A 14121-nucleotide genomic window follows, 5' to 3' on the forward strand; every position below is an offset into this window, starting at 1 on the left:
GGGGACCGGTCCTGGGCGTGCGGAAGCGGGCCGGTCCCTGGGCGGGCGGTAGGGCGGCCGGACGGTCTTCCTCATCCGGTGTCGCCGGCAGGGGCCGGGAAGAGCGAGTCCAGGTCGCTGGGAAAGCCGCTGGGGAGTTCGCTCGGAAAGCCGCTGGGCAGGTCGCTCGGGAAGCCCGAGGGCAGCGAGGGAAGGTCGCTGGGCAATCGGGACGGGAGGCTCAGCGACGGGGTGGGCGAAGGACTCGTACCGTCGCTCGTCCCGCCCGAGGGCTTCTCGTCCGGCGATCCGTCGCCGCCGGTGGTCGCCAGCACCACGGCGACGACGGCCCCGACGACGATGATCGCGACGAGCACGAGGAGGACGCCTTCGCGGCGTCCACCGCGAGGTGGCCCGCCCGGGGATGGTCCGCCGGGCGGGTCGGGTGGCTGCCAGCCCCCGCCCTGACCCGGGGGCTGGTAGCCACCACCTCCCCCGGTCGGACAGCCCGACGGCGGGCCGTAGCCCCCTGGTGGCGGGCCGAACCCTGAGCCGTTCGACGGCGGTGTGCCGTCCGGGGGCCGGGGCGGCTGGGACGGTGGCGGCGGCATGCCCATACCGTCCAGAGTCGCCGCGAAACGGCCAGGGCGCGAGCCCTGCACGGGAGTTGATACGGACTCATGCCATGGATCGCACGATTCCGGAGAACTCCGCGCAGGGATCGATCGGGAGAGGCGCAAGAGTCGGCCGATACCGATGTCGGCCGAATGGGGGGGGAGCCCTGATCGCTTCGGGCGGAAAGGGCCTCCCACGCGCGCGTGATCAGCCGCGCGCGCCCAGCAGATGGTCCATCGCCAGCTGGTCGAGCTGCTCGAAGGCCATGCCGCGAGCGGCGGCGGCCTCGGCGTCGAACTCCTCGAAGGCCGTACGGTCCGCGAGCAGGGCCTCCAGGCCGTCGGCGGCCGTCGGCTGGGCCAGCTGGTCCAGCCGTGCCGCGCGCAGGGCCTCCTGGACCGCCGGGTCGGCACGGAAGGCGCCCGCACGCTCCTTGAGGATCAGGTAGTTGCGCATGCAGCCCGCGGCCGACGCCCACACGCCGTCGAAGTCCTCGGTGCGCGGCGGCTTGAAGTCGAAGTGCTTCGGGCCCGCGTAGCCGGCGCTCTCCAGCAGGTCGACGAGCCAGAAGGCCGAGCGCAGGTCGCCCGCGCCGAAGCGGAGGTCCTGGTCGTACTTGATGCCGGACTGGCCGTTGAGGTCGATGTGGAAGAGCTTGCCCGCCCACAGGGCCTGGGCGATGCCGTGCGGGAAGTTCAGCCCGGCCATCTGCTCGTGGCCGACCTCGGGGTTGACGCCGTACAGCTCCGGGCGCTCCAGGCGCTCGATGAAGGCCAGGGCGTGACCGACCGTGGGGAGCAGGATGTCGCCGCGCGGCTCGTTCGGCTTGGGCTCGATCGCGAACTTCAGGTCGTAGCCCTGGGAGGTCACGTACTCGCCGAGGAGGTCGAAGGCCTCCTTCATGCGGTCGAGCGCGTCCCGGACGTCCTTGGCGGCACCGGACTCGGCGCCCTCCCGGCCGCCCCAGGCGACGTAGATCTTGGCGCCCAGTTCGACCGCCAGGTCGATGTTGCGGATCGTCTTGCGCAGCGCGTACCGGCGGACGTCGCGGTCGTTGGCGGTGAACGCGCCGTCCTTGAAGACGGGATGCGTGAAGAGGTTGGTGGTGGCCATCGGCACGGTCATACCGGTCGTGTCCAGGGCGGCGCGGAACCGCTTGACGTGCTCCTCGCGCTCGCTGTCCGAGGACCCGAAGGGGATCAGGTCGTCGTCGTGGAAGGTCACGCCGTAGGCGCCGAGCTCCGCCAGACGCTGCACCGACTCGACGGGGTCGAGGGCGCGCCGGGTGGCGTCGCCGAACGGGTCCCTTCCCTGCCAGCCGACGGTCCACAGGCCGAAGGTGAACCTGTCGTCGGGGGTGGGCTGGTAATTCATGCCGCGGCTCCTTGCGCTCCGACTATTTCGTCATGGCGATTTACAAATTAGTATGCGGACGCGTCTCTGGGAAGGCAAGATGTAGCCGGACGGAGACGTCGGCCGCGTCAGCCGCGGTCACGAGCCGTGTGAGAGGAAGAGCCCGATGTCAGCAGCCGAGGGTCCGCTCGTCGTCGGTGTGGACTCGTCCACACAGTCCACCAAGGCCCTGGTCGTCGACGCGTCGACGGGACGGGTGGTGGCGAGCGGGCAGGCGTCGCACACCGTGTCCTCCGGCGCGGGACGGGAGAGCGATCCCCGCCAGTGGTGGGGCGCGCTGTGCGAGGCCCTGCACCAGTGCGGGGAGGCGGCCCGCGAGGCCTCGGCGGTGTCGATCGGCGGCCAGCAGCACGGCCTCGTCACCCTCGACGCCCGGGGCGAGCCGGTCCGTCCGGCGCTGCTGTGGAACGACGTGCGCTCGGCACCGCAGGCCGCCCGTCTGGTGGAGGAACTGGGCGGCACGAAGGCCTGGGCGGAGCGTGCCGGCAGTGTGCCGGGCCCGTCCTTCACCGTCACGAAGTGGGCCTGGCTGGCCGAGAACGAGCCCGACGCGGTCCGTGCGACCGCCGCCGTGCGTCTGCCGCACGACTACCTCACCGAGCGCCTCACCGGCCAGGGCACGACCGACCGCGGCGACGCCTCCGGCACGGGGTGGTGGGCTTCGACTACCGAGGCGTACGACGCGGAGGTCCTCGCCCATGTGGGACTGGACCCGGCGCTGCTGCCCCGTGTCGTCCGGCCGGGCGAGGTCGCCGGGACCGTACGGGACGCCCATGAGCTGCCGTTCGCCAAGGGCACCCTGGTCGCCGCCGGTACGGGTGACAACGCCGCCGCCGCGCTGGGACTCGGGCTGCGCCCCGGCACCCCCGTGCTGAGCCTCGGCACCTCCGGCACGGTGTACGCCGTCTCCCGGCACCGCCCCGCGGACCCGACCGGCACGGTGGCGGGCTTCGCCGACGCGCACGGCGACTGGCTGCCGCTGGCCTGCACCCTGAACTGCACCCAGGCCGTCGACCGGGTCGCCGCGCTGCTGGGCCTGGACCGCGAGGCCGTGGAGCCCGGCACGAGCGTCACCCTCCTCCCCTACCTGGACGGCGAGCGCACCCCGGCCCTGCCGCACGCCTCGGGCCTGTTGCACGGACTGCGGCACGACACGACCGGCGGACAGCTGCTCCAGGCCGCGTACGACGGCGCCGTCCACTCCCTGCTCGGCGCCCTCGACCTGGTGCTCGACGCCGACGCGGACACCTCCGCGCCGCTGCTGCTCATCGGCGGGGGCGCGCGGGGCACGGCCTGGCAAGAGACCGTGCGCCGGCTGTCGGGGCGGGCCGTGCAGGTCCCCGAGGCGAAGGAACTCGTGGCGCTGGGCGCCGCCGCGCAGGCCGCCGGACTGCTCACGGGCGAGGACCCGGCCGCGGTCGCCCGCCGCTGGGACACCACGCGGGGGCCGGTGCTGGAGGCCGTGGAGCGGGACGAGGCGACACTCGCCAGGATCTCCGGCGTCCTCTCCGACGCGGCACCGCTGCTGGAGCGCGGACCGGGCGGCATCTGACCGGAAAGCAGTCGATCGGGACGCAGTCGATCGGGCGCCGGCACACCGGGAGCGGCCGATCGGATGGCAGCTGATCGGGCCAGGGGGTGTCCGACGTGGGAAAATCCGATTCCGGCATGATCTGCATGGTCCGCAGGACACCCACCAGGACACAGCGACGGGAGCCGAGGGAGGCATGACCGCACCACTGCACGAGACCCACGCGGGCGGCTCCGGCCGTCGTGTGCCCGACAACCAGCAGGGCATGCGCCGCCGCAACCTCTCCCGGGTCATGCACAGCGTCAACGCCGAGGGGCCCTTGTCGCGGGCCGCCGTCGCCTCGCGCATCGGCCTGACCCGGGCCGCCGTGTCGACGCTGGTGGACGAGTTGATCCGCTCGGGCCTCCTGGAGGAACTGGGTCCCGAACGCCCCGGCCGGGTCGGGCGCCCCGGCTCGGCGCTCGCCCTCAGCGGGCGCGGACCCGCAGGCATCGGCGCGGAGATCGGGGTCGACCACCTCGCGGTCTGCGCCGTGGACCTGCGCGGCGAAGTACGAGCGCGGGCGGTACGGCACGGCACCAACCGCGGCCGGGCACCCGAACCGGTCATCGACGAACTGACCGTACTGGTCCGGCGAGTCGTCGCCGAGGCGGAGGGCGAGGGCCTGTGGGCCGCCGGACTCGCGGTCGCCGTGCCCGGACTGGTGTCCGGCGACGCCCGGACCGTGGTCCGCGCCCCCAACCTCGACTGGCACGACACCGACCTGGGCGCCCTGTTGCCCGGCGGCCTGCCGGTGACCGTCGACAACGAGGCCAACTTCGGTGGCCTCGCCGAACTCTGGCTCGGCGACGGCACACCATCCGACTTCCTGCACGTCTCCGCGGAGATCGGCATCGGCGGCGCCGTCGTCGTGGACGGCCGACTGCTCCGCGGCACCCGCGGTTTCGCCGGCGAGCTGGGACATGTTCCCGTACGGCCGGAGGGGCCCGACTGCGCCTGCGGGGGACGCGGCTGTCTGGAGCAGTACGCCGGCGAGGAGGCCGTGTTGCGGGCGGCCGGGCTCGAACCGGGCTCACACGGCGTCGAGTTCCTCGCCGAACAGGCCGCCGCCGGTGACAAGGACGTCCACCGGGCCCTGCGCGGCGCCGGCACGGCACTCGGCATCGCGCTGACCGGCGCGGTCAATCTGCTGGACCCGGAGACCGTGGTGCTGGGCGGCGCCCTGGCCGCCCTCGCGCCCTGGCTGCTGCCCTCGCTGGAGCGGGAGTTGGCGCGGCGGACAGCCGGTCCGGCCTGTGCCGTGACCGTGTCCCGACTGGGTTCCGAGGGGCCACTGCTGGGCGCGGCGCACTCGGTCGTCCGAGCCGTACTGGACGATCCGGCGACGGTCGGGGTGCGGCCGTAGCACCGTCGGCACGGACACCGGCCACAAGCCGACCTGGCCACTTCCCTCTTCCCACCTCCTTCCTCTTCCCTCTTCCGGGTGACGAAGTTATCCACAACTCGCCGCTTTTCCACCGTTTTTCGCATGCTCGAACGGCTCGATCGATGATCGCCGTACCGTGATTCACGTGAGGCGCAGCCATTCGACCTGCGGATGCGTCTTCGACCATGACGGCCCCAGCACGCCGTCCATGACCTCGAGAAAGGTGGACCCGGATGGAGCGAACCAGGCCCTTGCCGAGCAGGCGGCTGTTGCTGCAGGGCACCGCCCTCGCCGCGATCCCTTACGCGTTGCTCCCGAGCCCCCGGGCCGGCGCCCAGTCACCACCCCCCGACCGCACTCCCGCCCGCTGGGATCCGGCGAGCGCGGCCAACTACACCGCGGCCGACCGCCCGACCGACCGGCCCATCGACCTGGTGATCATCCACGTGACACAGACGACGTACAAGAACACCCTGCCCGTCTTCTGGAACCCGGCGAAGCAGGTCTCCACCCACTATCTGCTCAGATCGGCCGACGGCCGGGTCACCCAGTGTGTCCGTGAGCACGACATCGCCTGGCACGCGGGCAACTGGGACTACAACGCGCGAAGCATAGGCATCGAACACGAGGGCTGGGTGGACCGGCCCGAGTACTTCACCGCCGCCATGTACGAGCAGTCGGCGGCCCTCACCGCGGCGATCTGCGACACGTACGGCATACCGAAGGACCGCGCCCACATCATCGGCCACCACGAGGTGCCCGGCACCGATCACACCGATCCGGGGCCGCACTGGGACTGGGATCGCTACATACGCCTGGTGAACACCGGCTGAGGTTGTAGCGGGCGCGTGGCTTGTCGGGGTGCGGGTCCGGCGGTGACGATGGTTCCAGCCATGAGCGCTTTTCCGGGAGGCCGAGTTGACCGATCCATGGGTGGCTCTGGAGCCCGGAGCCGACCCCGTCGAACGGGTGCGGGTGCTGCGCCGCGCGCATGAGGCGTTCACACAGCAGGGCACGATGGCACGACCGGTGCGCTCCGTCGTGGCGGACTCGTGGCGGCGTTCGGCGAGGGCGGGCGTCGGGCCCGAGGGCACCGCGCGTGTGGAACTGATGGACGGCGACCTTGGTTCGTACCGCGCGGAGCATCCGCTGGCCCGGGTGATGCCCCTGGTCCGCGAACTGCTGGGCACGTTCGCGTCGGACGGCGAGCACCTGCTGGCCGTGTGCGACGCGCAGGGCAGACTGCTGTGGGTGGAGGGGGACGCGGCGACCAGACGGCGGGCGGACCGGATGAACTTCGTACCGGGGGCGCGCTGGGCGGAGTCCGCGGTCGGGACGAACGCGCCCGGCACCGCGGTCGCCGTGGACCGGCCGGTGCAGGTGTTCGCGGCCGAGCACTTCATACGGCGGGTGCAGCCGTGGACGTGCGCGGCGGCGCCGGTGCACGATCCCCGCACCGGGCGGGTGCTCGGCGCGGTCGACATCACCGGCGGGGACGGCCTGGCGCATCCGCACAGCCTCGGCTTCGTCCAGGCGGTGGCCAGGGCCGCCGAGTCCCAACTCGCCCTGCTCACCCCGCCCGGGGCCGCGGCGGACACGCTGGACCTGGTGGCTCTGGGCCGTGACGAGGCCCAACTCGTCGTCGGCGGACGGAAGATCAGGCTCAGCCGCCGGCACAGCGAGATCCTGGTGCTGCTCGCGCGGCACCCGGAAGGACTCTCCGGGGACGAGCTGCTCTGCGCGCTGTACGAGGACGAGTCGGTGACACCGGTGACGCTACGAGCCGAACTGGCCCGGCTGCGCCGACTGCTCGGGCCGGGACTGCTGGGGTCACGGCCGTATCGGCTCACGGTTCCCGTCGAGTCCGATGTGGCGGTCGTGGAACGGTGGCTGGAGACGGGCGCGGTGACGGCAGCCGCGTCGGCGTACGCGGGTCCGCTGCTGCCGGGTTCCCAGGCACCCGCCGTCGTACGACTGCGGCACAGGCTCGCCGACGGGCTGCGTACCGCCCTGATAGCCCGCCGCGACCCCGACCTCCTGGCGGACTGGGCACACGCCCCCTGGGGCGAGGACGACCTGGAGGTATGGCGAGCGCTCACGGCCGTGCACCCCACACCGGCCGCACGGTCCCGACTGCGCGAACTGGAATCGGAACTGTCGGCCCCAGCGGAGTGGGGACGCCTTCGGCATCCGTGCGGAGGTCGGGAGGTCGGGAGGTCCCTCAACGGGCTGGGGCGGGGCGGGGCGGGGGCGCAACGTCGTTGCAACATTCGAGTTTCTAGCCTGCTCGCGAGAGCTGCCCAACGGCGGGTGGCGCTTCTCGGGAGGCAGGTATTCATGACCCGTTTCGCAGCGCCCGGTACGGATGGTGCGGTCGTCTCCTACGAGGCACGTTATGACCACTTCATCGGCGGCGAGTACGTGCCGCCGGCGCGGGGGCTGTACTTCGAGAACCCGAGTCCGGTGAACGGGCTGCCGTTCACGGAGATCGCGCGGGGTACGAGCGAGGACGTGAAGCGCGCGTTGGACGCGGCGCACGCGGCAGCGCCCGGCTGGGGCCGTACGTCCGTGACCGAGCGTTCGGATGTCCTGCGGAAGATTGCCGACCGGATGGAGGCGAATCTGGAGAAGCTGGCGGTCGCGGAGAGCTGGGAGAACGGCAAGCCGGTGCGGGAGACGCTGGCCGCCGACATCCCGCTCGCCATCGACCACTTCCGTTACTTCGCGGGGGCGATCCGCGCGCAGGAGGGTTCGCTGGCGGAGCTGGACGACGACACGGTGGCGTACCACTTCCACGAGCCGTTGGGTGTGGTCGCCCAGATCATCCCGTGGAACTTCCCGATCCTGATGGCGACCTGGAAGCTGGCGCCCGCGCTGGCGGCGGGGAACGCGGTCGTGCTCAAGCCGGCCGAGCAGACCCCGGCGTCCATCCATGTCTGGATGAGTCTGGTGGCGGACCTGTTGCCGCCGGGTGTGGTGAACATCGTCAACGGATTCGGGGTGGAGGCCGGCAAGCCGCTGGCGTCGAGTCCGAGGGTGGCGAAGGTGGCGTTCACGGGCGAGACGACGACCGGGCGGCTGATCATGCAGTACGCCTCGGAGAACATCACGCCGGTGACCCTCGAACTCGGCGGCAAGTCGCCGAACATCTTCTTCGACGACGTGTGGTCGGCGAACGACGACTTCCGCGACAAGGCCCTCGAAGGCTTCACGATGTTCGCGCTCAACCAGGGCGAGGTGTGCACCTGCCCGTCGCGGGCGCTGGTGCAGCGTGGCAACTACGCCGAGTTCATGGAGGCGGCCGTCGCCCGCACCGAGCAGATCAAGACCGGGCACCCGCTGGACACCGACACCATGATCGGCGCGCAGGCGTCCAACGACCAGTTGGAGAAGATCCTCTCCTATCTGGACATCGGCCGGCAGGAGGGTGCGAAGGTCCTCACCGGTGGTGAACGGATCGAGCACGACGGTGAGTTGAAGGGCGGCTACTTCGTCCAGCCGACGATCTTCGAGGGCGACAACCGTATGCGGATCTTCCAGGAGGAGATCTTCGGGCCGGTGGTCTCCGTGACGTCGTTCAACGACTTCGACGACGCCATCAAGATCGCCAACGACACGCTGTACGGTCTGGGCGCGGGGGTCTGGACGCGGGACACCAACACCGCCTACCGCGCGGGCCGTTCGATCCAGGCGGGCCGCGTCTGGACCAACTGCTACCACGCCTACCCGGCCCACGCCGCGTTCGGCGGCTACAAGGGTTCGGGCATCGGCCGCGAGACGCACAAGATGATGCTGGACCACTACCAGCAGACCAAGAATCTTCTGGTGTCAGACTCGCCGAAGAAGCTGGGCTTCTTCTAGCTAGGTCCTGTCTGGAGTTCGGATCACAAGTGTGGTGCGATGCTACGGAGCCAGAGCATCGCACCACACAGGTGCAGTCCGGCCTCGTAACTCTCCGGGTTCTTGTCGTACCGGGTAGCGATACCGCGCCAGTTCCGCAGCCGGTTGATGCACCGTTCCACGGTGTTGCGCTCTTTGTAGAGCGTCGCGTCATATGAGACTGGCCGGCCGCCGGCGCTGCCACGCTTCTTGCGGTTCGCGGCCTGGTCGACCTTCTCCGGGATCACGGCTCGGATCCCGCGTCGTCGCAGGTAGCGGCGGTTGCGTCGGGACGAATACGCCTTGTCCGCGGCCACCGCATCCGGCCGGGTCCGCGGGCGCCCGATCGGGCCGCGCACCTTCACCCGTTCCAGGACCGGGGCGAACTGCGGACTGTCACCGGCCTGCCCGGGCGTGAGGACGAACGCAAGCGGGCGACAGCGTCGGTCAGCCGCCACATGAATCTTGCTCGTCAGTCCGCCCCGGGAACGCCCCAGCTCGGCGGCTTTCAACCGGGCCCGGTGTCGTCGGCGGACCCGTCGCCGCTCGACGCGCGCCTCATCCTCAGCCTGTCCGTCCTGCGTTCTTTGTGCCTTGCCCTCGCCCCCTTTTCGGCCTCGACGGCCATTTCCAAGGCCGCCAACTGCTCGGGGTCCAGGGCCATCCCGGCGGCGTGATGATGGGCCCGGGCGGTCGCAGAGTCCACGCTGACCAGGCCCAAGTCGGCCTGGCCGCGGGCGGCGGCCTCAGCGATCACTGTTTGCATCAGGTCCTGGAAAACGCCCCGCCTCGCCCAGATCCGAAAGCGGTCGTACGTGCTCTGCCAGGGCCCGAACTCGGTCGGCAGGTCACGCCAGGGGCTACCCGTCCGGAACCGCCACATCACCGCGTTGAAGTGTTTCCGCAGGTCAGGGATGGGACCAACCGCGGCAATCGGGAGATGCGGCTCGATCAGGGCCCACTGCTCATCGGTGAGATCGCCTCGCGCCATGACTGATGGCCTATCAAGACCGAGCCCTCGCGCGCAGGCGATCTACCGAACTCCTGATCCAAACTCCAGACAGGCCCTAGACGCATACGGAAAGGCGCCTGACCTGGGCTTTTGCCTGCCAGGCGCCTTCCTCTCGGCCCGCCCAGAGCAGGGACCGACTGAGTGCGTTGTGGCAAAGGGAGTCCCTGTTCGATGAGCAGGGGCTTCTTCGTGCGCGGGGCGTGATCGCCCTGAGGTAGGGGCAGGCAGCGGGCGGCTTGTTGTTGATCGAGGAGGGTGCGATGCCGTCGGTGCTGGGGTTGATGGAACAGCGTGAGGCGCGGGCGAGGCAGGATCTGGAGTCCTGGACGGAGGTCCTGGAGCAGGCTCAGGCGGAGGTGGATGCCGCGCGGGAGCGGGTCGAGCGGGCCCGGGTGGGGCGTGAGGAGCTTGTGTCGGTGCTGGCCGGGGAGAGCCCGGTGAATACGCCGGTTCCGGTGCCGTCTGATGGTGAGATGGCTGCCGCCGTGGGATCGGGCGGCTCCGGCGCGGGGCATGGTGAGCGGCCGCCGGTGTGGCGCTCGGGCATGGGTGAGGAGGTGCTCGGCGGCCTGTATCGGGAGGTGTTCGCCGCGGTGGTGGCCGCTTCGGGGCCGGTGAACGGGGTGGAGCTGACGCGGGCGGTGGGCCGGGAAGCGGAGATCAAGAACGAGGTGGAGAAGATCCGGCACCGTGCCTATGTGCTGGAGAAGCGGGGCTGGCTGGTGCGGGCGAAGGACGGACGGTTCATGCCCGAGCCCGGAGTAGTCGGCCGGGACGCTTCTCCGGCCGGCGCGGAGCGTCTGCGGCCAGGCGCCGGGACAGTCTGATCACGGCGGCCCACCACACCATCTGGGCGTGGTGGTCGGGGCGGCGTTCGTGGTCGCGGTTGAGGCGGCGTGAGCGGGAGAGCCAGCTCAGCGTGCGCTCCACGACCCACCTGCGGGCCAGTACGACAAATCCGCGTTGGCCGTCGGAGCGGCGCACGACCTCGGTCCGGACTCCGTGGCGGGCGAACGCTTTCGCCAGCGCCGGACCCTGGTAGGCGCTGTCGACTCACACCAGTTGCAGCAGCCGTCCCGGCTGGTCCATGAACGTCTCCAGCAGTGCGGGGGCGGCCTTGGAGTCGTGTACATCGGCCGTGGTCACGGTGACCTCGAGGAGCAGGCCCTCGGTGTCGGTCAGGATGTGACGCTTGCGCCCGTCACGTGACTTCCCGCCGTCGTATCCGCGACTGTCCTCGCCGACGGTCTCGGAGGCGTCCACCGACTGACTGTCGATGACTCCGGCACTGGGCTCGGCGTTGCGCCCTGAGCGTTCCCTCGCCGAACGTCGCAGGCGTTCGTACAGCTCACGCACGTAGTCGTAGGTCCGCCAGCGGCGGAAGAAGTCGTAGACCGCCCGCCAGTACGGGAAGTCGACCGGCATGGCCATCCACTTCATACCGTTGTCGACCAGATAGCGCACCGCGTCGAGCATTGTCCGGTGGCAGTACGCCTCCGGACGCCCGCCCTGCTTGAGCAGCCAGGCCGGCACTGGCACCGCGGAGCGGACCTCGGCCCACTCCGCATCCGTCATGTCACTCGGACAGCAGCCTGCCCGCCGTCCCGGAGCGAGCGAACCGAACCGGTGCACGTAGCAGTCACACCCAAGAGTGACCGCGGTGGACGCATGCACAGAGATACTGCTGAACTGATCAGGCAACGGGCTTCCTCGGTCGTGCTGGTGTCGTAACCGCGTCACTACCAAGGGGCCCGTTCTCTCATGCCCGCGACCGCACCCGAACCTCCGTCCAGACGATCACCCACTGCCGCCCGAACAAGATCCGGTTTGCCACAACGCACTGAACACCGCGCTAACGGCAGCGAGGCCCATAACGCCGCCACGTCAAGCAGTTCGCGATGAGTCGTGAAGGGGGTGAAGGCTGACACGAGGGATTACCCTTTTTACCTGATTTAGGGATATTTTAGGGTCATGCCCCAAAATTTGGGTGAGCAGGAGGTGTCGTGGCTGCCAGAGATGCCGCACCTGGGGGTCGCGTCGAGTGGCCGAAGTCGGCGGAGCTGAGCTTCATGGCAGCTTCGCCGGAATTGCGCTCTGACGCGGAGACGCTGGCGCTGGCTCTTCGGCAGGCGACGACGTGTCTGGCCGGCCTGGGCGCCTTGGTGCATCGGCGCGGTTCCGCCGGCGGCCCGCTGCGCCTTGCTGCGGCCTCGGGCCTTGACCAGCAAAGCATCGAGGCGTGGAGAGATCTACGCAGTGATCAGGACGTGGCTCCCGCAAGCGCCGTGCGGCATGGCGCCTTCGTCTGGATGGCGAGCGACAGCTTGGGGGTAGGGGCGACCGGCACGGCATCGGTGCCCCTGGAGGGCGCGGACGCGCCGGTCGGTGCGTTGTCGGTGCTCACCACACGGGCCACCGAGCCGGAGGAGGTACAGCGGTCCTTTCTGCTTTCGCTTGCCAAATGGGCCGCTGCGCGCCTGGAGGGCACGCCGGTGGCACCCCCGGGCGATGGTCCGGCGACCGGGGCCGAGCGGAGTGTCCTGATGAGCGAACTGACCGCAGCGCTCGCCGATGCCCTCACGTCCAAGGACGTCGTGGAAGCTGTCGCCAGGCACATCCTGCCTCCCCTCCACGCCGACGGGCTGGGGATCGATGTCGTCGAAGGCAACCGTCTGCGCCTCGTCGGCATGGTCGGAGTTCCACCGGAATTCACACGCCGGCTGGACGGCCGCCCGCTGTCATCCCATTCCGTGGACGCCGAAGTGCTCCGCACACGTACACCCGCCTTCATCGGATCGATCGACGAGTTCAGGCGGCGTTATCCGGGCATGGCGGACGTGGCGGTCGCGTCCTCGAAGAAGGCGTGGGCGTTCCTGCCTCTGATCGGCTCCGGGCGCGCCATGGGCTGCTGTGTCGTCTCCTTCGACCGGCCTCGTTCCTTCAGCGGTGAGGAGCGCACATTGTTGATGGCCCTCAGCGGTCTGGTGGGCCAGGCGCTGGAGCGGGCCCGCTTGTACGACGGTGAACACTCCCGCGCGCAGGAGCTGCAACGTGATCTGCTGCCCCGGGAGCTGCCGCACCTGCCTGCCGTCCACGCGGCAGCGCGCTACCTGCCCGCAGGCCGTGGCGACCAGGTGGGCGGTGACTGGTACGACGTGATCCCGCTGTCCGCCGACCGGGTCGCCATGGTGATCGGTGACGTGATGGGGCACGGAATCACCGAAGCGGCCACCATGGGCCGACTGCGCACGGCCCTGCGGACCCTCGCCGACCTCGAACTGCCTCCCGACGAGCTGCTCAGCCGCCTCAACGACATCGTCCACGAGCTCGGTCAGGACTCCTACGCAACCTGCCTGTACTCCGTCTTCGACCCCGTCAGCCGTACCCTCTCACTGTCCCTCGCCGGTCACCCCCCACCGCTCGTCCTGCACCGTGATGGCACGGTCCACCGCCCGGTCCTGGCCCCCGACCCGCCTCTGGGCGCGGCCGAACCGCCCTTCACTCTGCACGAACTGCAACTGCCACAGGAAAGCCTCCTGGCCTTCTGCACCGACGGCCTTCTCGAAGCCTCCACCGGGGACCTCGAACAGGGACTGACCCAGCTCCAGCAGACTCTGGCCCGCGCCGCGGCCCTGACGCCCTGCTTCCCGAACGGAGACCCGGACACCACCTCCGGACACCTCGACGACCTGTGCGACCAGGTCCTCTCGGCGCTGCTCCCCGACCATGAACAAACCGACGACGACGCGGTACTCCTCATAGCCCGCACCATGCCCACGGCCACCGGCGACATCGCCACGTACAGCCTGCCCCGACATCCCCGGGCAGCCGCACAGGCCCGCCAACACGTCCGCGAGCAACTGGCCGGCTGGGGACTGAACGACCTCGTCATGACCACCGAACTCCTGGCCAGCGAGCTCGTCGGCAATGTCGTCCGGCATGCCAAGGGCCCCATACGCCTGCGCCTGCTGCGCAGCCGGACACTGATCTGCGAGGTCTACGACGGCAGCCTCACCACCCCCCGCATCCGCCGTGCCACATACACCGACGAGGGAGGCCGAGGACTGCAGCTGGTAGCAGCCCTCTCCGACCGCTGGGGCGCTCGCTACCTCAGCGACGGCAAGTGCATCTGGGCAGAACAGAGCCTCCCGCATCCGGCCGGCACAGCGGTCCCTGGCCGTCCACATAGCACTGCCCAGACAAGGCGCGCCGCGACAGACACATGACCGGAGAGCAACAAATGCCCAGGGGCTCCCTGGACGTCGA

General features: G+C 70.3%; 9 protein-coding genes and 2 pseudogenes. 7 read left to right on the forward strand and 4 right to left on the reverse strand.

The annotated features are described in order from the left end of the window. Positions 1 to 71 precede the first annotated feature (71 nt). Together F9278_RS04785 and xylA are read right to left on the reverse strand one after the other, a co-directional pair. Positions 72 to 356, reverse strand: a complete 285-nt coding sequence (locus F9278_RS04785; protein ID WP_152167146.1) for a hypothetical protein — start codon at positions 354 to 356, stop codon at positions 72 to 74. A gap of 445 nt (positions 357 to 801) precedes the next feature. Next, a complete protein-coding gene (xylA, locus tag F9278_RS04790; RefSeq protein WP_152167147.1) occupies positions 802 to 1968 on the reverse strand; it encodes a xylose isomerase in 1167 nt (388 codons plus the stop codon). Between the two features lie 145 nt (positions 1969 to 2113). Here xylA and xylB point away from each other — a divergent pair, with 145 nt between their 5' ends. The 5 genes and pseudogenes from xylB to exaC all read left to right on the forward strand — a co-directional run bounded on the left by xylB (position 2114) and on the right by exaC (position 8825). Further along, on the forward strand, positions 2114 to 3559 hold the full coding sequence (gene xylB / locus F9278_RS04795) for a xylulokinase (protein ID WP_152167148.1): 1446 nt from the start codon (positions 2114 to 2116) through the stop codon (positions 3557 to 3559). 175 nt (positions 3560 to 3734) lie between these two features. After that, complete coding sequence (locus F9278_RS04800) at positions 3735 to 4943, forward strand: ROK family transcriptional regulator (protein ID WP_152167149.1); 1209 nt, start codon at positions 3735 to 3737, stop codon at positions 4941 to 4943. 254 nt (positions 4944 to 5197) lie between these two features. Further along, complete coding sequence (locus F9278_RS04805) at positions 5198 to 5797, forward strand: N-acetylmuramoyl-L-alanine amidase (RefSeq protein WP_152167150.1); 600 nt, start codon at positions 5198 to 5200, stop codon at positions 5795 to 5797. Positions 5798 to 6125: 328 nt separating this feature from the next. Continuing rightward, positions 6126 to 6512, forward strand: a pseudogene (locus F9278_RS48645) (GAF domain-containing protein); the annotation flags it as partial. A 789-nt stretch (positions 6513 to 7301) separates the two neighbouring features. Next, on the forward strand, positions 7302 to 8825 hold the full coding sequence (gene exaC / locus F9278_RS46855) for an acetaldehyde dehydrogenase ExaC (protein WP_226967264.1): 1524 nt from the start codon (positions 7302 to 7304) through the stop codon (positions 8823 to 8825). A gap of 23 nt (positions 8826 to 8848) precedes the next feature. Here the strand turns inward: exaC and F9278_RS04815 are convergent. Beyond that, positions 8849 to 9834, reverse strand: a protein-coding gene (locus F9278_RS04815) for an IS5 family transposase (protein WP_404818858.1) whose coding sequence is annotated in 2 segments (ribosomal slippage) — positions 8849 to 9424 and positions 9427 to 9834 — 984 coding nt in all. Because the reading frame shifts where the segments join, the coding sequence is not laid out codon by codon here. A gap of 281 nt (positions 9835 to 10115) precedes the next feature. Between F9278_RS04815 and F9278_RS04820 the strand changes: the two genes are divergently transcribed. Then, the gene (locus F9278_RS04820; protein ID WP_226966636.1) at positions 10116 to 10682 is read left to right on the forward strand and encodes a BAR domain-containing protein; all 567 of its coding nucleotides are present in this window, start codon (positions 10116 to 10118) and stop codon (positions 10680 to 10682) included. Here the strand turns inward: F9278_RS04820 and F9278_RS04825 are convergent. Further along, positions 10600 to 11430, reverse strand: a pseudogene (locus tag F9278_RS04825) (IS5 family transposase). The gene F9278_RS04820 and the pseudogene F9278_RS04825 overlap by 83 nt on opposite strands. A gap of 968 nt (positions 11431 to 12398) precedes the next feature. Here F9278_RS04825 and F9278_RS04830 point away from each other — a divergent pair. Continuing rightward, the gene (locus F9278_RS04830) at positions 12399 to 14081 is read left to right on the forward strand and encodes an ATP-binding SpoIIE family protein phosphatase (RefSeq protein ID WP_226966637.1); all 1683 of its coding nucleotides are present in this window, start codon (positions 12399 to 12401) and stop codon (positions 14079 to 14081) included. Positions 14082 to 14121 lie beyond the last annotated feature (40 nt).

Origin of the sequence: Streptomyces phaeolivaceus (genome assembly GCF_009184865.1) — a bacterium.
GTDB classification, from domain to species: domain Bacteria; phylum Actinomycetota; class Actinomycetes; order Streptomycetales; family Streptomycetaceae; genus Streptomyces; species Streptomyces phaeolivaceus.